The organism is Telluria sp. GW821-FHT07G12 (assembly GCF_059418525.1).
Window position 1 is genome coordinate 397,467 of record NZ_JBWKQA010000005.1, and the last position, 20,415, is coordinate 417,881.

A 20,415-nucleotide genomic window follows, 5' to 3' on the forward strand; every position below is an offset into this window, starting at 1 on the left:
TTTCCGCTATCATGCGGAACTATTACTTCGCGACCTATGACTATGCAAGCACCGATGACGGCTAACGCCGACCCCTTGGAAATCCAGAAGTTCAGCGAACTGGCCCACCGCTGGTGGGACCCGACGTCCGAGTTCCGTCCGCTGCACGAGATCAATCCGCTGCGCCTGGAGTGGATCAACGCGCGCGTGCCGCTGTCCGGCAAGAACGTGATCGACATCGGCTGCGGTGGCGGCGTGCTGTCCGAATCGATGGCGCGCAAGGGCGCGAAAGTGACCGGCATCGACCTGTCGAAAAAGGCGCTGAAAGTGGCCGACCTGCACAGCCTGGAATCCGGCGTGGAGGTGCGCTACAAGCTCATCGCCGCCGAAGACATGGCCGCCGAGGAGCCGGGCCAGTTCGACGTCGTCACCTGCATGGAAATGCTCGAGCACGTGCCCGATCCGGCCGCCATCGTGCGCGCCGCGGCCACGCTCGTGAAACCGGGCGGCCACGTGTTCTTCTCTACCCTGAACCGCAATCCGAAGTCCTACCTGTTCGCGGTGATCGGCGCCGAGTACGTGCTGCGCATGCTGCCGCGCGGCACCCACGACTACGCCAAGTTCATCACGCCGGCCGAGCTCTCCAGCTTCATCCGCGCCGCCGGCCTCCAGGTCGACGGCTTGAAGGGCCTGAGCTACAACCCGCTGACCAAGATTTATTCGCTGAATCAGGACACCGACGTGAACTACATGGTCGCCTGTACCAAGCCTCTGTAATCCCGCACCGACAATAGCCGCATGACCTTTCCTTCCCGCCTGCCCGCCCCGCGCGCCGTCCTGTTCGACCTCGACGGCACGCTGGCCGATACCGCGCCCGACCTCGCCGCCGCCGTCAACTGGCTGCGCACCGAGCGCGGCCTCGCCCCGACGCCCTACGAGGTGCTGCGCCCGACCGCCTCGGCCGGCGCCCGCGGCATGATCGGCGCCGCCTTCGGCCTGCAGCCGGGCGACGACGGCTACGAAGAGCTGCGCCTGCAATGGTTCGACCGCTACCAGTCGGCAATGGCGGTGGAAACCACGCTGTTCGACGGCGTGCCGGAGCTGCTGAAGGGCATCGAAGAGGCCGGCATGGCCTGGGGCGTCGTCACCAACAAGCCGATGCGCTTTACGGACCCGCTGATCCCGCAGATCGGCCTGGCGCACGCCGGCTGCGTGGTGTCCGGCGACACCACCGGCTTCGCCAAGCCCCACCCTGCCCCGCTGCTCGAAGGCGCCCGCCTGCTGAACCTGCCTGCCGAGGCTTGCTGGTACGTCGGCGACGATCTGCGCGACGTCGAAGCCGGCCGCGCCGCCGGCATGGTGACGGTCGCCTGCGGCTGGGGCTATTGCGGCGAGATCCCGCCCGCCACCTGGGGCGCCGACTACCTGCTCGATACGCCGCAGCACCTGCTGCAGGTGCTGCGTGAAGTCATCAATGCGGCGCGAGCGGCCTGATACATATCTTTACGATTGATACAGGGGGCGGTCTATCTCTCCATGATTATCGCCAGTAATCTACTCCCATCGGACAACACAACGTTGCAGGAGCAGAGAACATGGAAGCGATCAAGACCACCACCAACCGTATCCACCCGCTGATGGCAGCTGCCGCCGCATCGGTCATCGTCGTCAGCCTGGTCGGCACCGCCGCGATCACCGGCGTCCTGCCGAGCTCGAACAGCGCCCCGTCGCCGCAAGCCGCGGCACTGATGAGCTCGCAGAACGCCTATGTGCCGACCTCCGGTCAGGCGTATGCCGGCGCACAGCCGCAGATGGCCGCTCCGGCCGTCCAGATGACCCCGATCCAGGCGCAAGCGCTGCCGTCGGGCTATGTCCAGACTGCGCAGGGCACCTATGCCCAGCCGGCCACCGCGATGTATGCGCAGCCGGTGGCTGCCGCCGCCCCGGCCCCGGTGGTGATCAAGGAAACCATCATCAAGGAAGTGCCGGCCAAGCCGCGTCCGCGCACGGTGGTGCACCACACCTATGCGCGTAACGATGGCTACGCCCGCAACGATTACTACGCACCGGCACCGCGTCCGGCACCGCAGCCGAACTACATCGGCATCGGCACCGGCGCTGTGATCGGCGGCCTGATCGGTAACCAGGTCGGCGGCGGTAATGGCAAGAAACTGGCAACCGTGGCCGGCATCATCGGCGGCGGCATGATCGGCAACCAGATGATCAACCGCTGATCGTTGTTACACTTGAAGAAAGCCGCGGGCGCGCAAGCCCCGCGGTTTTTTTACGTCTTGCGGAAGACGCTGACGATGATGTCGCTCGGGAACAGGCCCAGCAGCGGAATCGCGCACAGCGCGGCAAGGTATTGCAGGTAGAGCGAAGGGCCGGAGATATTGCCGGCACAGCGGATGCGCTCCAGCAGGCCCTTGGCGCGCAGCGAGGGCAGCTCGCCCGAATGGACGCGCTCGAAGCCATGCTTGGCCACCAGGCGCTCCAGGTTGGCGGGACGGAAGTAATGGACGTGCGGCGACGGCAGGTCTTTCTGCCACAGGCGCTCGAAGGGGCTGCGCCAGCCCATCTTGGCGAAGGCCTTCGACAGGCGGTAGAAGAAACCCGCACTGTTGGGCAGGTTCAGGATCAGCAGGCCGCCCTCGTTCAGGCGCGCATGGCAGGCGTCGAGCGCGGCGCGGATGTCCGGAATGTGTTCGATGACGTCGTTGAAGACGATGACGTCGAAGGCTTCGCCGGGCTGCAGCGCATCCGGAAAATATCCCTGGCGCACAGGCAAGCCGCGCGCCGCCGTGCGTCCGCCGACCACGGCATCCGGCTCGATGCCGAGCACTTCGAAGCGCTCGCGGGCGGTTTCCAGGAACCAGCCATGGGCGCAGCCGACGTCGAGCAGGCTGCTCGCCCCCGGCCGGGCCAGCCGCCGTGCGAGATCGACGATATCCCGGAAATTTTCCTGCCGCAGGCCCTTCAGGCCCAGTTCACGCTCATCCTCATCGACCGGCGCACCGGCCGGCTTCTCGTTGATCGCTCCTTGCAAAGCGGCGCTTTCGTACCCACATTCATGGCAGGACGCATGCCAGCCGGTCAAACCGGCGGCTTGTGGGGTGCCGCAGACGATACAAGTCATTCGAACCTCGTTGTTGATCATTCGGAATCTCCAGCAGCTGAGATGATAGTCCGTGTTTGACAACAAAAGTCTATCGAAAGTTAACTTTCACAGACGATTCATGAGATCTGCATCACTGCACACCACCTCCGTTTGCGATACAATGGAGGTTCTTCGTTGGGGGGCGACCTGGTTTCGACGTGGGTTGCAAAGCAGCGCAGGGCATACCGAGGACTGGTTACCTCGTAAATACATCCAGAAATCAATAACTGCAAACGATAACTCGTACGCACTCGCAGCTTAATCGCTGCTAGCTCTACACCACCTCGCCTCTCGGGTGGGCCGCAAGGCAAGTAGAGTCATTTAGAGAGGCTAGGACTCAACCGGGTTACTTGGTTGCTTCCGAAATTTAAGGTAACTCGCTAGTACACAGGGTGCACATCCCCGTTGTGCTGGTTAAATTAAATGATAGTGCTAAGTATGTAGAACTGTCTGTAGAGTGCTTGCGGACGCGGGTTCGATTCCCGCCGCCTCCACCAGTATTCAAAAATAAAGCCCTGCCAGCGCAAGCCGGTGGGGCTTTGTTTTTGAATACTTGCTTGAAACGACAGGAATCGGATCCGCGTCCGGCACGGACGCGGGGCGGAGCCGGGGTTTTTCGCCGCACCGCGGCGAGCCGGCGGAGCGACCTTGCGCTGACAAGCGCAAGGGCTCTCCGATTCGCTTGACCAAGCAGTCGCGCAGCGACTGCGCCTTACCTCCACCTGCCAGCTCAGCCGCAACGGTTCCCACCATCCCGCACCGCAGCAATTTCCTGCCGCCCACTCGCGTCCCCAAAAAATTTCGTTCCGCCAACTTCACAAAATCTTCATCAACGTAACAAAATGTATCAAAAACCCAACGTGCTCCGTGAAAAGTAACGAAATATTTCAGAAATGCATACTTGCTTCTTTGCACCACCTCAATCTTATGCAAAAGTATTTATACGCGTATTGACTACGAGCCAGAAAATACTGACCGCTTTACGCGATTGCTCGATAAATTTCCATTCCAGGAGTCGTTGTGAAGCAGAAAAGCATTTTTAACAAGAAAACCTTGGCACTGGCCGTCACCCTGGCCATTCCTGCCCTCGTCGCTGCACAAGAGGCTACCCAGCCTGAACCGAAGATCCAGCGCGTCGAAGTCACCGGCTCCAGCATCAAGCGTACCGCGGCGGAAACCGCCGGCTCGATCCAGGTCCTCACCCGTGAGGATATCGAAAAGACCGGCCAGAACACGGCGCTGGGCATCCTGACCGCCATGTCCTCGGTCAGCACCGACATCAGCTCGGCCTCCGCCAGCTCGGGCAGCTTCGCCACCGGCTCTTCCGGCGTCAGCATGCGCGGCCTGAGCAAGGTCGCGACGCTGGTCCTGGTCAACGGCCGCCGCATTGCGCCCTATGGCCTGGCCGACGGTGCGCAGCAGAACTTTACCAACCTGGATGCCATCGCCAGCGACGCCATCGAGCGCATCGAGGTCCTGAAGGATGGTGCTTCGGCAATCTACGGCTCCGACGCCATTGCCGGCGTGGTCAACATCATCCTGCGCAGCAATTACCAGGGTTTCCAGATCAAGGGTCAGTACGGCGAAGCGCCGCACTTCCAGGACGCACGCAACCGTAACATCTCGGCAATCTGGGGCTACGGCGACATCGACAAGAACGGCTTTAACACCTACCTCAGCGCCGAAGCCTACAAAACCGACGGTTACAGCCAGGGCGATCTGGCTGAGCACTACCCGGCCTGGCACCGCCTGACCCCGGGCCGCTCGACCTACGATGCGAAGAGCTCGTTCTCGCCGACCGGTAACTATTTCCTGAGCAGCACCAACATCGTCGCCGCACCGGGCTGCCCGGCTGCCGATATCGATCCGACCGACAAGCTGTGCAAATGGGATGCCACGCCGTACACCGGCTTGAGGACGGACAACAAGCGCCATGCGCTCGTCAGCAGCACCCACTTCCGCATCGGCCAGGACATCAACGCCAACTTTGAAGTCACGACCGCCGGCGAAGTCAGCGAGTACATCGTGGCCCCGTTCAGCGTCAGCAACGGCAGCGCCACTAGCTCGCAGAGCATCTGGTACAACGTACTGGGCGGCAAAATGGTCGGCCCGTTCTCGTATCCGAAGCTGCCAGTTGGCCACCCGATGAACCCGTACAGCACGCCGACCGAGTACCGCGCGCGCATGATGGACACCGGTAACGGCTTCAACTTCAACCGCACCGATTCCGACCAGCAGCGCGTCATGCTGGCCCTGGACGGCACCATCGGCACCTGGGACTGGAAATCGGCACTCGGCTACTCGCATTCGAGCGCTACCAAGGCCACCCGCGCCGTCAGCGCCAAGGGCTACACCGACGCGATCGTCAACAAGACCTACGTGTTCGGCAAGCAGAACGATCCTGCCTTGCTGGAAGCGATGTTCCCGGTCCGTACCACCAAAGGTGAAGCCAAGGTCAAGTTCTTCGACGCAACCGTGTCGGGCACCGTGGCCCAGCTGCCGGCCGGTCCGCTGAACGTTGCGTTCGGCACCAATATCAGCCAGAACTCCTACTGGATGAAGAGCTCGGACAATGTGCTGCGCGGCGACCTGGTCGGCATCTTCGGCCTGCAGGTGGACGATTCGCGTAACGAATACGCGCTGTTCACCGAAGCCAACGTCCCGCTGCTGAAAGGTCTCGAGATGAACGCGGCGCTGCGCGCCGACAAGAGCGGCGACTTTGAGGCTCACCTGTCGCCGAAGCTGGGCCTGCGCTACAACGTCACCGACAGCCTGCTTCTGCGCGCCACTGCATCGGGCGGTTTCCGTGCGCCTAACATCGTCGAATCCGGTAACGGCCTGGGCCGTAGCTCGGTTGCCACGGGTGTCAACGACCTGCGCCGCTGTCCGGTTGCCAACCAGCTGAACGCCCTGGTGCAAGGCGCTGCCGGCGCGACCACCGCCGACAAGACGCTGGCGAACAACTTCCGCAACGCGGAATGCTCCGCCGGCCTGCCGAGCTTCGTGTCCTCGAATCCGGATCTGAAGCCGGAAACCTCGCGTTCGCTGACCCTGGGCGCCGTGTTCGAGCCGATCAAGAACTGGAGCGCCGGTCTCGATTACTACTTCATCGAGCGCCGCAACGAGATCGGCACCCGTGCCGTAACCGACGTCCTGAAAGGCGAAGCCAGCCTGCCGGCCGGCCAGCTGATCCGTGTCGACAACACCGCCAACGACAACGAGTTCCTGGCACTGGTGAAGAAGTACGCGCCGGGCAACACCATCAATTACGGTGGCGTCGGCCAGTTGGGTCTGGTGTACAACCCTTACGTCAACAGTGGCCGTACCCGCGTCTCGGGCTTCGACTTCGACGCATCGGGCCGCTTCAAGTTCATGGGCACCGACTTCCGTGTGAAACTCGACGGTTCCTACGTCTGGAAGTACCAGAACTACAGCCAAGCGCTGGGCGCGTATGACGAGAACATCGCCGGTACCTGGGACTTCTTCGACTTCCCGGCGTCGCGCCTGAAGACCGTGACCAAGCTGTACATGAAGAAGGGTGATTTCGACCACTCGATCACCATGAACTACAACAGTGGCTGGGGCAACAACAGCAACTCCTCGCCGACCTATTGCGTGACGCAGAAGGTCGCTCCGGAGAACATGGCCACCTGTAACCACGTCGGCAGCAACACCACCTTCGACTACTCGCTGACCTACTCGGGTATCGATCACGTGAAGCTGAGCCTGTTCGTCACCAACATCTTCGAACAGGATTATCCGATCACCTGGCGCGACGGCTACGTCGCACAGTTCCGCCGCGTGTCGGTTGCTGCGACCTACAAGTTCTAAGCGCACAATCGCCCAGACCTAATCCAAACCAGGCTTCGGCCTGGTTTTTTGTTCACCGCAAATTTGGACGAGCCTGCTATAAACTCAAAAGAGCGAAAAAGAAGAGTTGTGGTCTCGTCGCTATCAGACTAATTTCTCAATCAACGCTCTCATATAAGGTCACAGGGTCCGGCTCACGTTCTGGGCATCTTTTTCTTCGCCTTGCTTATCCAATAAGACCAGTCGATGTCGATTCGGCTTAAACATCTAATTGTCCGAAACACACCTCTGCAGGTATTGAGTCAGCTTGCCATAGCAAGGGCACGAGGGCAGTTTGGCATTACGTACGCGACCTACCAGGGGTAGGCAAACTGCCGAAGCTGAAAGTGGGAATATTACGGGTCAATACGACGGCTATCGCCCCACAGGAACTCAACATGTTAATTCACTTGATCGGGTATCTTGCCTTCTGGCGGCTTTTGCAAACCTGTGGAGCGGGTACTTTTCTATCGCTCGTGTTTGCCGATTCCCCTACAAAAGACCCCACAAATTCACCGGCTAGCCGTCAAATGCAACTACGCCACACTGAGTGGGCGCATCCGACTTACCTGATCACAGATGAATTTACCCTCTTATAGCCATCGAGACGCCGCATGCCTGCTCGACGCAGATAGCAAATAGATGTACTTGATTGGCAAAGGTAACAGCAAACGATGCGATTTTCGTTGAGGCTGCGTGAAAAACATGGCGGACGGGTTGCACGCAACGCTAAACGAGATCTTAGATGTCGCGAACGTGACGTCGTTGCCCTCAAAGGTCGGCACCATCAAACGAAATAATAAACCTGACATTTTTTCTGATTCGTTCGCAAACGGTGAGTATGCACGCTAATCGATATCAACCTCATATCAGTGAATATTCACATTGAATAAATGTATTGACTCGAGATTTAGAATAAGTAAAAATTGAACTGCAGAATGTATTGATCGCAGAGGCTCGCGATTCTAAACACCATGCAATAGTGAACAACCATCTTTGAAGGAGAACAATATGGGTTACGACGGTCTCGTTACTAATGGCGGCGGCGGATATCGGGAGTGGGATGGTACTATCATCAATATGGGAAAGCCTGCTGGCCCAAACTGGCTTGACGAAGCACCGGTAGTCGAAGCAGATTCGACGGTTTATTCGAACCAGCCACCAGTTCAACTGGTCGGAGTGGCCTCCGATAGTTTCTACTAAATGAAAAAGGTTTAACGCGCCAGCCAATGTAGCGCAAAGAAACGCGTTATAACCTATTTGAGGCATTAAATTAGTGATTTTGCTTCAATTTCTTTTGCGACTCCGCTAGGAATATGCAGTCGTCCGCCAGCTCAGGCTGGCGGACTCTTTTTTGCGCCCTCTGCAGGCCTCGGATAGCACTGTTTACTTTTCAGGAAAAGAAATCACTGTTCCGGTAACCGCTGCCCATCCTTTTCATTACCTTCATGGTTGCGCCAACTTGCAAGCCAAGCCCGCTCCTCAAGGGGTTGCTAAAATTTCATCAAAGCCATTAGCGAATGCTATTGTATAGCTCTTCCTTATGGCCGATACCTTGTATCGCTTTCGCTGGGCCGATCCTAATGTTGGTCGGCAGCGGGCGTCAGTGTGCTCGAGGTTAGTTAATTGAAACCCAGCGCGTGCAGGCGCGCCCGCAGGCGATGCACCTCGTCGCCGAGGTCGACCACCAGCGCGGCCACGTCCTCGTTGGCGTCGAAGTCGCGTTCCACCCTCAGCAGGCTGCGTGCGCGCAGCAGGTCGCCGCTGCGGAAGCGCCATTCGGTAATCTGCAGCGTCGGCTGGCCGCCGAGGATGCCCGCCTGCACCCGCCGCACCACCCAGTCCGGCTCCACGTTGCAGGCGCGCGCCAGCTCCTCCAGGGTCAGGGCGGCATCGTCCAGCAGCACGCCGCTCACGATCGTCATCTCTTGCATCGCTCAAGCTCCTATGCGTTCGCGTGGGTTGAAGGCTAGCTCGCGCGCCATCTGCTCGTACAGCGCGCGCGCACGTTCGCTGGTGGCCGGCGGCAGCACCACGTCCAGGATCAGGTAGAGGTCGCCCGGCGTCGATGACGGGATCCCCCTGCCCTTCAAGCGCAGCTTGCGGCCGCTCTGCGAGCCCGGCGGCACAGTCACCTCGACCGTGCCGGACGGCGTCGGCACTGAAATACTGGCGCCGAGCGCCGCTTCCCACGGCGCCACCGGCACGTTCTGGTAGACGTTGGCGCCCTCGACCCGGTAGCGGGCATCCTGGTTGAACTGGATCTCCAGGTAGAGGTCGCCCGCGCCGGCCCCGCCCATTCCCGGATGGCCCTGGCCCGCCAGGCGCAGCTGCTGACCCGGCGTAACGCCCTTCGGAATGTTCACGCTCAGCGTCTTTTCCTGCTGCCCCGCGCGCAGGCTGATGGTACGCGTGGCGCCCTGGAAGGCGTCGCGCAGGTCGATGGAAATGGCGGCGTGGATGTCCTCGCCGCGCATCTGGAAGCCGCCTCCACCGCCGCCCATGCCGCCCATGCCGCCGCGGCGGCCCCGGCCCATGTGGGCGAACAGGTCCGCGAAGATGTCCTCGGCGCTGGCCCCGCCTCCGCCGCCACCGAAATCGTATTGCTGGCCCCAGTCGGGCGGGGGCTGGAATTCCTGGCCGTGGCGCCGTCCCTGGCCGAGATCGTCGTAGGCGGCGCGCTTCTCGGCGTCGCCCAGCACGTCGTAGGCCTCGTTGATTTCCTTGGTCTTCTCGGTCGCGTCCTTGTGCTTGCTGACGTCCGGGTGGTATTGCCGGACCAGCTTGCGGTAAGCCTTCTTGATGTCGTCGGCGGATGCGGTCCGTTCGACACCGAGCGTCTGGTAGTAGTCCTTGTATTCCACGAGCGTAGCTCCCGAAGGGATTGGATGGATGCCCCTCTATGTGTGGGCATAACTTGATAGTTCAACTACGCATGCACGGCGCGTACGACTCATGATCCCGCGCATCCCTGAGCTCATCGTTTTGCCCAGAATGGGTAGGACCTGGGTCCCGGCCTACGACCAGCTAGGCATAAGCGCTGAGCAATGCTAAATTGGCAACGGGATGTCTTTACGGGAGACGATAATGAATAAATGGGTAAAAAGCACCAGCATCGCGCTGGTTGCGCTCGCACTGGGTGGCGTTGCGGCGGCCGTGCTCGGCAAATCGATCGGCGAGCGCAAGATGGTGCGCACCGTCGCCATCCAGATCCCGGCGCTCAGCGTCGCGCCCGATGCCGCCCGTGTCGAGCATGGCCGCTACCTGTACAGCACGCGCGGCTGCGCCGAGTGCCACGGCGCCAACGGCGCCGGCAAGACCGTCATCCAGGATGGCGGCATGCTGGTGGTCGCTCCGAACATCACGACAGGCCCCAACGGCGCGACGGCGGCTTACCAGGTCGTCGACTGGGTGCGGACCATCCGCCACGGCATCAAGCCCAACGGCCAGCCGGTGATGGTCATGCCGAGCGAAGACTACGCCCGCCTCACCGAAGAAGACACGGCGGCCCTGATCGCCTACCTGCAGCAACTACCGCCGGTGGCCGGCAACCGGGCCACGATCCAGTTGCCGACGCCGGTCAAGGCCATGTACGCCTTCGGCCTCATCAAGGACGCCTCCGAGAAGATCGACCACACGCTGGCGCCGGCACGGCCGGTTGCCGCCGCCGTCACCGTCGAACATGGCGCCTACATGGCGAATGCCTGCATCGGCTGCCACGGCGCCACGCTGAGCGGCGGCAGGATCCCCGGCAGTCCGCCGGCCTGGCCCGCCGCCGCCAACCTGACGCCGGGAAAGGGCAGCGCCATGGCGCGCTACCCGACGCCGGACGCCTTCATCGCCATGCTGCGTTCCGGGCACCGGCCGGATGGCAAGCCGATCAGCCCGGTGATGCCTTTCGCCTCGCTCAAGCAGATCAACGATACCGACGCCAAGGCCCTGTATGCCTTCCTGAAAACGGTGCCGGCGCGGGAGACGGGACTGCGCTGAGTCCGGGTAAAATGGCGGGCTCCCATCCGGTAGCCGCGCCATGACATCCACTATTACTGCCACGCATACTTCATCACCCGTCCGCACCGAGATCGCCACCCTCTGGCGCCTGTCGTGGCCGATGCTGGTCGGCCAGCTCGCGACCGTCGGCATGGGCGTGGCGGACGTGGCGATGACCGGCCACGTCAGCGCCGCCGAACTGGCCGCAGTGTCGCTCGGCACCTCGGTCTGGTCCATCATCCTGGTCACCGTGATGGGCATCATGATGGCGGTGAACTCGGTGGTCGCGCACGAGATGGGCGCCGGCCGCTTCGACAGGATCTCGCACTCGGTGCGCGAATCGCTGTGGATGGGCCTGATCGTCGGCATTGCCGGCTGTATCGCCGCCAACCTGTGCACCCTGCTGTTCGACCACATCGGTCTCGAGCAGGCCGTGGCGGATCGCGCCAAGACTTTCCTGCACATCATCAGCCTCGGCATGCCGGCCTTTGCCTGCTACCGCGCGCTGTACGGCTACACGACCAGCATCAACCAGACCAAGCCGATCATGGTCATCGCCCTCCTCGGCCTGCTGTACAACATCGTCGTCAACTGGCTGTTCATCTTCGGCAGCTTCGGTTTTCCGAAACTCGGGGCGCTGGGCTGTGCGATCTCCACCGCCACCGGAATGTGGCTGATGCTGGCCGCGATGATCGGCTGGATCAAGGTGTCAAACGTCTACCACACCACCTACCCGTTCACGCATTGGGAAGGCCCGAACTGGTCCGAGATCGGCAGCATGCTGCGCCTTGGCCTGCCGATCGGCGTGACCCACTTCGCCGAAGTCAGCGCCTTCGGCGTGGTCAGCCTGCTGGTGGCCCGCTTTGGCGTGGTGCAGGTGTCGGCGCACCAGGTGGCGCTGAACTTCACCTCTCTAGTGTTCATGGTGCCGCTGAGCTTTTCGATCGGCGCGCTGACCCGCGTCGGCCAATCGATGGGCGAAGGCAACCCGGTCAAGGCGCGCTCGGTGGCCTGGATCGGCACCGGCATGTGCGTGTCCTTCGGCGCGCTGTCGGCGCTGGGGATCGCCCTGTTCCGCTGGCAGATCGCGGCGATGTACTCGTCGGACCCGCAGGTGCAGGCCACCTGCGCCATGCTGCTGCTGTTGGCGGCGATTTTCCAGCTGTCCGATTCGACCCAGGTGGCGGCAGCCTCCGCGATCCGCGGCTATAAAGTCACGCGTTCGCCAATGCTGATCCAGATGATCGCCTTCTGGGGCGTGGCCCTGCCGGTCGGCTGGATCCTTGGCTGGGCGCCGGCCTGGTTCCCATGGTCGCCCGCCGCACCGATGCAGGCCACCGGTTTCTGGATCGGGCTGATCCTGGGGCTGACCGTGGCGGCGGTGCTGCTGGCCTGGTCGCTGAACAAGTTGTCGAAGCAGCGCGTGCAAGAGAGCAACAGCTAGTCACAAATTGTTGGAAATTACTGGAGCGCAACTCCATTCAGGACTTACACTCAAGGACGCATATTTACGCACACTGCGTTTCTTGAAAGGTAGTCATGCCCAGCCTCGCCCAGTTCTTTGCCGACGTCAAACTCCCCACGATCTCCGAAGTTGCCCAAGCCTTGATCGCCACCCTGGACGACGAGGACGCCTCGGCGAAGAGTGTCGCCGCCATCATCGCGCGCGATCCGGCGCTTACTGCCAAGCTGATGCGCCTGGCGAACAGCGCGCATTTCGGCGCGCGGCGTTCGGTCAGCACGCTGGACGAGGCGATCTCGCTGACCGGCATGGCGCACATCCGTACGCTGGCCCTGGCTGCCTGCTTCTCGGACGCTTTCCCTTCCCTGCCCGGCCTGGATTCCGATGAGTTCTGGAAGAGCAGCATGGCCTGCGCCGGCTACGCGAAATGGCTGGCGGGCGGCTCAGGCGTGGATGGCAACGAAGCCTGGCTGGCCGGCATGATGCTGCGCCTCGGCGAACTGCTGATCTACCAGGTCGCCCCCACCGCGTTTGCCGAAATCGAGCAACAGCCTCACCTGCCGGGTGGCCGCTGGGAGCGCGAGCAACGTCTGCTCGGCATTTCCGAAGGCGAGATCACGGCCGAGCTGGGACGGCGCTGGAATTTTCCGGCACAGATCGTTGCCGCCCTCGCCGCCTCGTCCGATCCGCTGGCCGCGCATCCTTTCTGCAAGCTGGGCGGCATCATCCACCTCGCGAGCCTGCTGGCCGACACGCCCAGCGACGATCCTGCCGTGCTCGACACGCTGCCGGCCGAGCTCGTGAACGTCCTGCGCCTCGACGCCGAATGGATGCGCAAGCGCTTCCCTACGCACGACTCCTTCTCCGCAGCGGCCTGAGCAGGGTCAGCTTCCGAGCAGCACCTCGCAGCGCCGGGTGCTGCTCTCCCGTCCCGCGTCGAGCAGCCGCATGACGAAGACCGCTTGCTCCGGCGGCACCGGATTCGCGCCACGGCCGCGGATCGCTGCTTCGATCTGCCGGTAGTAAGCGGGATAGGCGCCGTTCTCGGTCGGGATCTCCCGCATCCGCAATACACCATCCTGTTCGACGGCGGCGACACCGCTCTCCGCATCGATGCCCCAGGCCGCATCGTCCCCTGTCGGATGGATGCCCGCCTTCAGGCTCGCTTCCTGCGGATCCAGTCCCTGCTTGACGTAAGAGCCGCGCGTGCCCTGCAGCACCAGGCGCGGACGCGGCATGGCGCCGAGCATGCTGGCGTGCAGGTCCACCCTGAGGCCGTCGGGATAGCGCAGCCGCGCATGGAAGCTGTCGTCGGCGCGGGCGCCCGGGCGCAGGCAGGCGATATCGGCCTGGATCGCCAGCGGCCGGCCGAAGTAGCACATGGCCTCGTCCAGCAGATGCGGGGCCAGGTCCATCCACAGGCCGCCGCCGGCCTCCGCGCTTTCCTTCCAGCGGTCTTGCGGCTGCGGCCGGTAGCGGTCGTAGTGCATGCTGGCGTAGCGGATGCTGCCCAGCAGGCCGTCGTCCAGCAGGCGCAGCGCCGTGCGCGTCGTGCTGTCCCAGCGGCGGTTGTGGAAGACGCTCAGCAGCAGGCCCTTGTCGGCAGCGAGCTGCGCAAGCTGGCCGGCCTGTTCCGCCGTCGCCGTGAAAGGCTTGTCGACCACCACGTGCCTGCCGGCAGCCAGGGCCAGCGATGCCAGCTCGAAGTGCGTCGCGTTCGGACTGGCGATCACGACCAGGTCGAGCGCGGCCTCCTCGATCATGGCCCGGGCGCCGGCATACACGAGCGGCCCATCGCCGAGGCTGGCGCGCACCTTGGCCGCATCGCTGCTTGCCACGGCGACGAGCGCGAGGCCGGGCGTGGTGCCGATCAAAGGTGCATGGAAAGTCCTGCCGGCATAGCCGAAGCCGATCAATCCCACCCGCAGCGCGCTGTCGTTCATTCGTCCTCATCCTTGTGCTTGGCCAGAGTGCGGCAAGTGTAGAGGAAACTGCTGCCTGCATACTATTTGCACCTACATATTTACAGCGCTCAAGCCCTTACTCTGGTATCGTCTCGCCCGTTGCACATAATTAATCTTTCCCCGCGAGACATTCCAAATGCGCCTCATTCTTGCCCTTGTTGCCGCCCTGGCGGCCGTTCCCGCATCCGCGGAACGCCTGACCCTGGACCGCATCTACGCCGACCCGGCGTTGTCCGGCCCTGGCGTTCGTAACGTACGCGTGTCGCCCGACGGCGAACGCGTGACCTTCCTGCGCGGCCGCGCGGACAACCAGTTCCAGCTGGACCTGTGGGAATACAACATGAAGGACAAGACCACGCACCGCCTGGTCGACTCCAAGAAGCTGGTCCCGACGGAAAACCTGTCGCTGGAAGAAAAGGCGCGCCGCGAACGCGCGCGTACCGCCAGCCTGTCGGGCATCATCAGCTACAGCTGGTCGCCGGATGGCAAGCAGATCCTGGTGCCGATCGCCGGCGACCTCTACCTGGTCGATGCCGCCAATCCGGATACCGCGCGCAAGGTCGCCTCGGGTAACGTCGGCGATCCGAAGATCTCGCCGAAAGGCCGCTACGTCTCCTTCGTGCGCGACCAGAACCTGGTCGTGATCGACCTGTCGACGGGCAAGGAACGCCAGCTGACCACGGACGGCAAGGGCACCATCCACAATGGCGAAGCCGAATTCGTCGCCCAGGAAGAAATGGGCCAGCGCACCGGTTACTACTGGGCGCCGGACGATTCCGCGATCGCCTACAAACGCTACGACGAAGCCCCGGTGCCGGTCGCGCGCCGCTTCGAGATCTTTGCCGACCGCACCGAAGTCATCGACCAGCGCTACCCGGCCGCCGGCGACCCGAACGTGCTGGTCGACCTGATGATCGTTGACCCGGCCTCGGGCGCGCAGAAGAAGGTCGATCTCGGCGCCGAGAAAGACATCTACCTGGTGCGCGCCGACTGGGCCACGGACGGCAAGACCCTGGTCTACCAGCGCCAGTCGCGCGACCAGAAGCGCCTCGACCTGATCGCCGTCGATGCCGCCAGCCTGGCCCAGCGCACCCTGCTGACCGAAACCTCGAAGACCTGGGTCAGCATCCACGACGACCTCAAGTTCCTGAAGAACCGCCCGGCCTTCATCTGGGCTTCGGAGCGCACCGGCCGCAACCACCTCTACCTGTTCGACCTGAACGGCAAGGAACTGTACCCGCTCACCAAGGGTGAATGGGGCGTCGACGAAATCCTGGCGGTCGACGAGGACGCAGGCAAGGTCTACATCGGCTCGAACAAGGATGCTGTCATCGACAAGCAGACCTACGCGCTGAACCTGGACGGCAGCAATGCCGACAAGCCGGTGCGCATCACCAAGGCCGACGGCATGCACAGCTCCGCCTTCTCGCGCAACGGCAAGATCTTCGTGGACACCTTCTCCGATCCGAAGACCCCGCCGCAAGTGTCGATCCGCAACGCCGATGGTTCGATGGTCGAGTGGCTCGAGCATAACGAGCTGAACAAGGATCACCCGTACGCCAAGTACATGGCCGACCACCTGCCGACCGAGTTCGGCAGCATCAAGGCGCACGACGGCCAGGCCCTGTACTACTCGATGATCAAGCCGGCCAACTTCAACCCGGCCAAGCGCTATCCGGTCTTCCTGTTCGTCTACGGCGGCCCGCACTCGCAGCAGGTCACCCGCGGCTGGGGCAATCTGTTCAAGCAATACATGGCGCAGCAGGGCTTCGTCGTGTTCACGCTGGATAACCGCGGCTCCTCGCGCCGCGAGCGCGCCTTCACCGACGTCATCTACGGCGAACTGGGCAAGCACGAAGTCGAAGATCAGCTGACCGGCGTCGACTGGCTGGCCAAGCAGAAGTTCGTCGATGCCAAGCGCGTCGGCGTGTTCGGCTGGAGCTACGGCGGCTACATGACCCTGCGCCTGCTGGAAGCCGGTTCGGACAAGATCGCGATGGGCGTGTCGGTGGCGCCGGTGACCGACTGGGCGCTGTACGACACCCACTACACCGAGCAGTTCGTGGGCGCGACGCCGAAGTCGAATCCGGAAGCCTACAAGCAGAGCGGCGTGTTCGCCCACCTGGACGGCCTGAAGTCGCCGCTGCTGCTGGTGCACGGCATGGCCGACGACAACGTGCTGTTCACCAACTCGACGCGCCTGATCGATGCGCTGGTGAACCGCAACGTGCGCTTCGAGCTGATGACCTATCCGGGCGCCAAGCACGGCATTTCCTCGCGCGCGGGCCAGCGTCACGTGTATGGGATGATCGAGGCCTTCTTCAAGAAGAACCTGGGCGGTACCAACGCGAAGTAACCCGTAGGGTGGGCTCTCCGAGCCCACGCATGACGTAAAAAAACAGCCGCTCTCGAGCGGCTGTTTTTTTGTGGCGATCGTGCGCGTGGGCACGGCGTGCCCACCCTACTTATTTGGTTGCGTCGTGCAGCTTCTCCTGCGCGTCGCCCAGCTTCTCCTGGGTCTTGCCTTCGACCTGGTTCTTCAGGCCCTTGACCTGCTGCTCTTCGCTACCGACCAGCTTGCCGGCTTCTTCCTGGATCTTGCCACCGATGTCTTGCAGTTTGCCTTCGACTTGGTTCGAGTTCATGGTGCTCTCCTTTCGTTAAACAGTGACTCAATGATAAGAAAGCTTGACTGCCGGCTCCGTTCGCGCACGCACATAGCTCAGCCGCGCGACGGTCGATACGGCCCGCTGATAGCATTTTTCCATGAGTAAGCAAGCACCCTCCCCTGAACCAGGCGGCCTGATGCGGCGTCCCGCCCTCGTCGACGGCATCGCGGCGCTGTTCCTGGCACTGCTGGCCGGCATCTGGTTCGCGGCCGACGCCCTGCTGCTGGTGTTCGCCTGCGTCCTGTTCGCCATCCTGCTGTTCGAGCTCAGCGCCATCCTCTCGCGCCGCTGCCACATCAACCGCAAGCTGTCCCTGGCCATCGTGGTGGGCATGCTGGTGCTCATCATCGGGCTGGGCGGCTGGGCAATGGCGCCGCAGATTTCCGAACAGGCCAACCAGCTGGCAAAGACGATTCCGACCTCGATCGAGCGCCTGCAGCAGATGGTCGAACAGCACCCGCTGCTCAGACGCATCGCGAGGGATTTGCCGCAGCCCAAGCAGCTCATGCAATACCTGGGGCAGATGGTGCCGAATGCCGGCCTGTTCTTCGGCGGCCTGCTGGGCGCGATCGGCAACGTCGCCATCATCCTGTTCGTCGGCATCTATTTCGCGGTGTCGCCGGGCGTCTACCGGCGCGGCTTCATCCGGCTGGTGCCGCCGGCCAAACGCGAGCGCGCAGGCCAGGTGCTGAACGAGATCGGCGGCACCCTGGCGCGCTGGCTGCTGGGCACGTCCTGCTCGATGCTGATCGCCGGCACCGCGACTGCGGTCGGGCTGAGCCTGCTGGGCGTGCCGCTGGCGCTCATCCTCGGCATCATCGCCGGCCTGCTCGACTTCATCCCCTACCTCGGCCCCATCATGGCGGGCGTGCCGGCGGTGCTGATCGCCCTGTCCGTCGACCCGCAGCTGGCCCTCTATACGATGATGCTGTTCGGCGGCATCCAGCTGGTGCAGGGCTATATCGTGCAGCCGCTGATCGATTCCTGGGCGGTGGAGATCGCGCCGGCGCTCATCATCGTGATGCAACTGATCTTCGGCACCATCTTCGGCTTTGCCGGCATCGCGCTGGCGACGCCGATGACGGCCACGCTAATGGTGCTGGTGAAGATGCTGTACGTGGAAGACATCCTCGGCGATCGATCCGATAAGCAAGATGGCGCGCCGCCGAGCGATTAATGGCTAGTATGGAATTTCCCAGCAAATGTAAAGGCAAAAGATGAACCTGCGTAGCTTGCTCCCCTCCGCTCTGATCGGCGCCGTCGCCAGCGCACGCTCGATGACGCCCATGGCCACGATTGCAACGGCGCGCCTCGCAGACCGTGACACGCCGGGCGAACTGGCCTTGCTGGACCGCCCATTGTTCAAATACGGCGCCCTCGCCATGGGGGTAGGAGAACTGTTCGGAGACAAGATGAAGACGGCGCCCGACCGCACCGTCTTCCTGGGTCTGCTGGCGCGCGTGATGAGCGCGGGGATCGCCGGTGCTGCATTGGCGCCGCGCGGCCAGGAGAAGACCGGTGCGGCGCTCGCAGTCGCAACTGCGGTACCGCTCGCTTACCTGACGCTGGCCGCGCGCAAACAGGCCATGGCGCGTATCGGCCAGACCCGCAGCGGACTCATCGAAGACGCACTGATCGTGGCCGCGGGTACGGCGATCGTGGCGCTGTCGACGCGGCCGGAACGCGCTTAGTTCGGCAACCGGATATCGGTCAGCTTCCAGTCAGCGAAGCCCTGGCGCTGCATCACGAGCGCCATCTTGCCTTTCGGCTTGGCGCTGCCGTCCCCTTCGACATGGAAGAGGATGGTATCGAGCCCCTGGCGTTCCGTGCTCCAGACGACCTTCTTGCGCTCGCCCGTACCGGGTTCGCCTTCGCGCGTCCCGCCGTTCTCGATCTTGAACTTCCCTTCACGCATCGCAAACATGATCGTTTCCGGGCGGATAGCCGTGTCGATGAGTTTATCGACCACGACACCCGCCAGCATGCGGCCGAAGTTATTGCCGCCCTGCTCCGCTTCATCCCCATGCAGGCGCGCCGCGAACTGGCTTTTCAGACTCTCGCGCAAGCGCGGGAAGTCCACATGCTCATTGAAGCGCGCGGCATCGGCCGTCACTGCAGCCTCGCGTAGCTGGCGCATTGCCAGGTAAGGAGACCAATACCAATACGCCGCCACGCCGGCGATCAGGACAAGGACAATGGTGGAGATGATCCGTTTTTGCAAGGTGTTCATCACCGGGATTCTATATGGAAATGACAAAGAAAACAGCCGCCCGGAGGCGGCTGTTTTGGAGGATACACGCCTAGGCAATGCAGATCAGCGGTTACCCTTGCCGACGATATCTTTCGCGTCGCCGACCTTTTCCTGCACCTTGCCTTCAACCTGTTTGTTCAGGCCTTTGGCTTGCTGCTCGCTGCTACCAACGGCTTTGCCGACACCTTCTTGAATCTTGCCGCCAATGTCTTTGGCCTTGCCTTTGATCTGGTCCTCATTCATATGGACACCTCCTTTCGATTGGTTAACGAACCCTCGACCCGCTGCGCATCCCATCCGGTGGACCGCCGAGATTGGTGGCGGTGTCGAGGTCCCGTCGTACCACCCGGCTGTCGAGCGGTACAGGTCCATCTTGGGCCGATTGCGGCCCTCACTCTGTTCGCCGGTTAACGTAGTGGAATCAATTTAGTTAGGTGAAACTTAAGCGGGCTTACGCCAGACACTTGCCAGCCACGGCTGCTGATCGCGCGGCAAGCCGGCCGGGCGGTAGTAGTGATGAATCGGTACGAAGCCGGCATCGGTGACAAAGGCTTCCCAGGCGGGATAGTCATGGAAGCTGCCCCAGCGCGGGCCGTTCCAGCCTTCTTCGTTATTGCCGCGCGGGTTGGAGCTGAACAGCACGCCGCCCGGCTTCAGGGAGTCATACAGTTCGCCCAGCACCTTGGGCAGCAGGCTGCGCGGTACGTGAAAGAGCGAAGCGTTGGCGTAGATGCCGTCGAACAGCGCGTCCGGCAGATCGAGATCGATAAAGTTCTGCAGCCACACTTCGCAGCCGCTGTACTGCGCGGCCATGTCCACGAAGCGAACGCTGCCGTCCAGGCCGATGGCGCGGTGGCCCATGTCGCGAAAGGTTTTGAGGTCGCGCCCCGGCCCGCAGCCGAGGTCGAGAATGGTGTATGGCGCTTCGGCCTCGATCGCATCCAGCAAAGCAGCGATGTTCTGGCTGACGTCATGATCGATGGTGCCCGCGAAGAAGCGCGGCGCACTGAGGTCGTAGTGATGCAGGGTGCGTTCGGAAATTTCCCGGAAGTCGTCGTCCTGTGTCATGCAAGGATGGGCGCGCAAGACGCGCC

At 62.6% G+C, this 20,415-nt stretch carries 20 protein-coding genes and 1 other RNA gene; 12 read left to right on the forward strand and 9 right to left on the reverse strand.

Annotation, left to right across the window (positions count from 1 at the left end):
- Positions 1-54 precede the first annotated feature (54 nt).
- The 3 genes from ubiG (at position 55) to AC07PE_RS20415 (ending at position 2,213) form a co-directional block, all read left to right on the forward strand.
- The gene (gene ubiG / locus AC07PE_RS20405) at positions 55-756 is read left to right on the forward strand and encodes a bifunctional 2-polyprenyl-6-hydroxyphenol methylase/3-demethylubiquinol 3-O-methyltransferase UbiG (RefSeq protein WP_230027659.1); all 702 of its coding nucleotides are present in this window, start codon (positions 55-57) and stop codon (positions 754-756) included.
- Between the two features lie 21 nt (positions 757-777).
- Positions 778-1,473, forward strand: coding sequence for an HAD family hydrolase (locus AC07PE_RS20410; protein WP_498767829.1), 696 nt, complete (start codon positions 778-780; stop codon positions 1,471-1,473).
- Positions 1,474-1,574: 101 nt separating this feature from the next.
- Positions 1,575-2,213, forward strand: a complete 639-nt coding sequence (locus AC07PE_RS20415; protein WP_498767831.1) for a glycine zipper 2TM domain-containing protein — start codon at positions 1,575-1,577, stop codon at positions 2,211-2,213.
- 50 nt (positions 2,214-2,263) lie between these two features.
- Here the strand turns inward: AC07PE_RS20415 and AC07PE_RS20420 are convergent, their stop codons facing one another.
- Entirely contained in the window at positions 2,264-3,115 is an 852-nt protein-coding gene (locus AC07PE_RS20420; protein WP_498767833.1) for a class I SAM-dependent methyltransferase, read from the reverse strand.
- Between the two features lie 159 nt (positions 3,116-3,274).
- Here AC07PE_RS20420 and ssrA point away from each other — a divergent pair.
- Positions 3,275-3,633: a transfer-messenger RNA gene (gene ssrA / locus AC07PE_RS20425) on the forward strand.
- 4 nt (positions 3,634-3,637) lie between these two features.
- On the opposite strand, the gene AC07PE_RS20430 is transcribed toward ssrA, so the two are convergent.
- Complete coding sequence (locus AC07PE_RS20430) at positions 3,638-4,069, reverse strand: hypothetical protein (protein WP_498767835.1); 432 nt, start codon at positions 4,067-4,069, stop codon at positions 3,638-3,640.
- Between the two features lie 87 nt (positions 4,070-4,156).
- Here AC07PE_RS20430 and AC07PE_RS20435 point away from each other — a divergent pair, with 87 nt between their 5' ends.
- Together AC07PE_RS20435 and AC07PE_RS20440 are read left to right on the forward strand one after the other, a co-directional pair.
- On the forward strand, positions 4,157-6,967 hold the full coding sequence (locus AC07PE_RS20435; RefSeq protein ID WP_498767837.1) for a TonB-dependent receptor plug domain-containing protein: 2,811 nt from the start codon (positions 4,157-4,159) through the stop codon (positions 6,965-6,967).
- A 1,029-nt stretch (positions 6,968-7,996) separates the two neighbouring features.
- The gene (locus AC07PE_RS20440; RefSeq protein ID WP_498767839.1) at positions 7,997-8,188 is read left to right on the forward strand and encodes a hypothetical protein; all 192 of its coding nucleotides are present in this window, start codon (positions 7,997-7,999) and stop codon (positions 8,186-8,188) included.
- Between the two features lie 419 nt (positions 8,189-8,607).
- On the opposite strand, the gene AC07PE_RS20445 is transcribed toward AC07PE_RS20440, so the two are convergent.
- Positions 8,608-8,919, reverse strand: coding sequence for a chaperone modulator CbpM (locus tag AC07PE_RS20445; protein WP_498767841.1), 312 nt, complete (start codon positions 8,917-8,919; stop codon positions 8,608-8,610).
- A gap of 3 nt (positions 8,920-8,922) precedes the next feature.
- The gene (locus tag AC07PE_RS20450; RefSeq protein ID WP_498767843.1) at positions 8,923-9,849 is read right to left on the reverse strand and encodes a DnaJ C-terminal domain-containing protein; all 927 of its coding nucleotides are present in this window, start codon (positions 9,847-9,849) and stop codon (positions 8,923-8,925) included.
- Positions 9,850-10,072: 223 nt separating this feature from the next.
- Between AC07PE_RS20450 and AC07PE_RS20455 the strand changes: the two genes are divergently transcribed.
- The 3 genes from AC07PE_RS20455 to AC07PE_RS20465 all read left to right on the forward strand — a co-directional run bounded on the left by AC07PE_RS20455 (position 10,073) and on the right by AC07PE_RS20465 (position 13,315).
- Positions 10,073-10,975 carry a c-type cytochrome gene (locus tag AC07PE_RS20455; RefSeq protein ID WP_498767845.1) on the forward strand — a complete coding sequence of 301 codons (903 nt, stop codon included), beginning with the start codon at positions 10,073-10,075 and terminating at the stop codon, positions 10,973-10,975.
- A 40-nt stretch (positions 10,976-11,015) separates the two neighbouring features.
- Positions 11,016-12,419: an MATE family efflux transporter gene (locus AC07PE_RS20460; protein WP_498767847.1), complete on the forward strand. Its 1,404-nt coding sequence runs from the start codon at positions 11,016-11,018 to the stop codon at positions 12,417-12,419.
- Between the two features lie 95 nt (positions 12,420-12,514).
- Positions 12,515-13,315: an HDOD domain-containing protein gene (locus tag AC07PE_RS20465; RefSeq protein ID WP_498767849.1), complete on the forward strand. Its 801-nt coding sequence runs from the start codon at positions 12,515-12,517 to the stop codon at positions 13,313-13,315.
- Between the two features lie 6 nt (positions 13,316-13,321).
- On the opposite strand, the gene AC07PE_RS20470 is transcribed toward AC07PE_RS20465, so the two are convergent.
- Positions 13,322-14,380 (reverse strand): oxidoreductase, encoded by a 1,059-nt coding sequence (locus tag AC07PE_RS20470; RefSeq protein WP_498767851.1) that lies wholly within the window; start codon positions 14,378-14,380, stop codon positions 13,322-13,324.
- A 157-nt stretch (positions 14,381-14,537) separates the two neighbouring features.
- Between AC07PE_RS20470 and AC07PE_RS20475 the strand changes: the two genes are divergently transcribed.
- The gene (locus AC07PE_RS20475) at positions 14,538-16,757 is read left to right on the forward strand and encodes a S9 family peptidase (RefSeq protein ID WP_498767853.1); all 2,220 of its coding nucleotides are present in this window, start codon (positions 14,538-14,540) and stop codon (positions 16,755-16,757) included.
- 109 nt (positions 16,758-16,866) lie between these two features.
- On the opposite strand, the gene AC07PE_RS20480 is transcribed toward AC07PE_RS20475, so the two are convergent.
- Positions 16,867-17,046, reverse strand: coding sequence for a CsbD family protein (locus tag AC07PE_RS20480; protein WP_379771560.1), 180 nt, complete (start codon positions 17,044-17,046; stop codon positions 16,867-16,869).
- A gap of 121 nt (positions 17,047-17,167) precedes the next feature.
- On the opposite strand from AC07PE_RS20480, the gene AC07PE_RS20485 reads away from it, so the two are divergent.
- Positions 17,168-18,247 (forward strand): AI-2E family transporter, encoded by a 1,080-nt coding sequence (locus tag AC07PE_RS20485; protein ID WP_498767855.1) that lies wholly within the window; start codon positions 17,168-17,170, stop codon positions 18,245-18,247.
- Positions 18,248-18,302: 55 nt separating this feature from the next.
- Positions 18,303-18,761: a hypothetical protein gene (locus AC07PE_RS20490; protein WP_498767858.1), complete on the forward strand. Its 459-nt coding sequence runs from the start codon at positions 18,303-18,305 to the stop codon at positions 18,759-18,761.
- Here the strand turns inward: AC07PE_RS20490 and AC07PE_RS20495 are convergent.
- From AC07PE_RS20495 to AC07PE_RS20505, 3 genes are all read right to left on the reverse strand, one after another.
- On the reverse strand, positions 18,758-19,300 hold the full coding sequence (locus AC07PE_RS20495; RefSeq protein ID WP_498767860.1) for a DUF2939 domain-containing protein: 543 nt from the start codon (positions 19,298-19,300) through the stop codon (positions 18,758-18,760). The two genes, AC07PE_RS20490 and AC07PE_RS20495, sit on opposite strands and share 4 nt — an antisense overlap.
- 84 nt (positions 19,301-19,384) lie before the next feature.
- The gene (locus AC07PE_RS20500; RefSeq protein WP_047825672.1) at positions 19,385-19,564 is read right to left on the reverse strand and encodes a CsbD family protein; all 180 of its coding nucleotides are present in this window, start codon (positions 19,562-19,564) and stop codon (positions 19,385-19,387) included.
- A gap of 198 nt (positions 19,565-19,762) precedes the next feature.
- Entirely contained in the window at positions 19,763-20,389 is a 627-nt protein-coding gene (locus tag AC07PE_RS20505; protein WP_498767994.1) for a class I SAM-dependent DNA methyltransferase, read from the reverse strand.
- Between the last annotated feature and the right edge of the window lie 26 nt (positions 20,390-20,415).

Bases quoted from the DNA above. Each gene is read 5' to 3' on its own strand.
- AC07PE_RS20500 (WP_047825672.1), bottom strand. From the start codon at position 19,564: ATGAATGAGGACCAGATCAAAGGCAAGGCCAAAGACATTGGCGGCAAG.
- AC07PE_RS20505 (WP_498767994.1), bottom strand. From the start codon at position 20,389: ATGACACAGGACGACGACTTCCGGGAAATTTCCGAACGCACCCTGCAT.
- AC07PE_RS20440 (WP_498767839.1), top strand. From the start codon at position 7,997: ATGGGTTACGACGGTCTCGTTACTAATGGCGGCGGCGGATATCGGGAG.
- AC07PE_RS20475 (WP_498767853.1), top strand. From the start codon at position 14,538: ATGCGCCTCATTCTTGCCCTTGTTGCCGCCCTGGCGGCCGTTCCCGCA.
- AC07PE_RS20465 (WP_498767849.1), top strand. From the start codon at position 12,515: ATGCCCAGCCTCGCCCAGTTCTTTGCCGACGTCAAACTCCCCACGATC.
- AC07PE_RS20460 (WP_498767847.1), top strand. From the start codon at position 11,016: ATGACATCCACTATTACTGCCACGCATACTTCATCACCCGTCCGCACC.
- AC07PE_RS20415 (WP_498767831.1), top strand. From the start codon at position 1,575: ATGGAAGCGATCAAGACCACCACCAACCGTATCCACCCGCTGATGGCA.
- AC07PE_RS20455 (WP_498767845.1), top strand. From the start codon at position 10,073: ATGAATAAATGGGTAAAAAGCACCAGCATCGCGCTGGTTGCGCTCGCA.
- AC07PE_RS20485 (WP_498767855.1), top strand. From the start codon at position 17,168: ATGAGTAAGCAAGCACCCTCCCCTGAACCAGGCGGCCTGATGCGGCGT.
- AC07PE_RS20445 (WP_498767841.1), bottom strand. From the start codon at position 8,919: ATGCAAGAGATGACGATCGTGAGCGGCGTGCTGCTGGACGATGCCGCC.
- AC07PE_RS20470 (WP_498767851.1), bottom strand. From the start codon at position 14,380: ATGAACGACAGCGCGCTGCGGGTGGGATTGATCGGCTTCGGCTATGCC.
- ubiG (WP_230027659.1), top strand. From the start codon at position 55: ATGACGGCTAACGCCGACCCCTTGGAAATCCAGAAGTTCAGCGAACTG.
- AC07PE_RS20410 (WP_498767829.1), top strand. From the start codon at position 778: ATGACCTTTCCTTCCCGCCTGCCCGCCCCGCGCGCCGTCCTGTTCGAC.
- AC07PE_RS20495 (WP_498767860.1), bottom strand. From the start codon at position 19,300: ATGAACACCTTGCAAAAACGGATCATCTCCACCATTGTCCTTGTCCTG.
- AC07PE_RS20480 (WP_379771560.1), bottom strand. From the start codon at position 17,046: ATGAACTCGAACCAAGTCGAAGGCAAACTGCAAGACATCGGTGGCAAG.
- AC07PE_RS20420 (WP_498767833.1), bottom strand. From the start codon at position 3,115: ATGACTTGTATCGTCTGCGGCACCCCACAAGCCGCCGGTTTGACCGGC.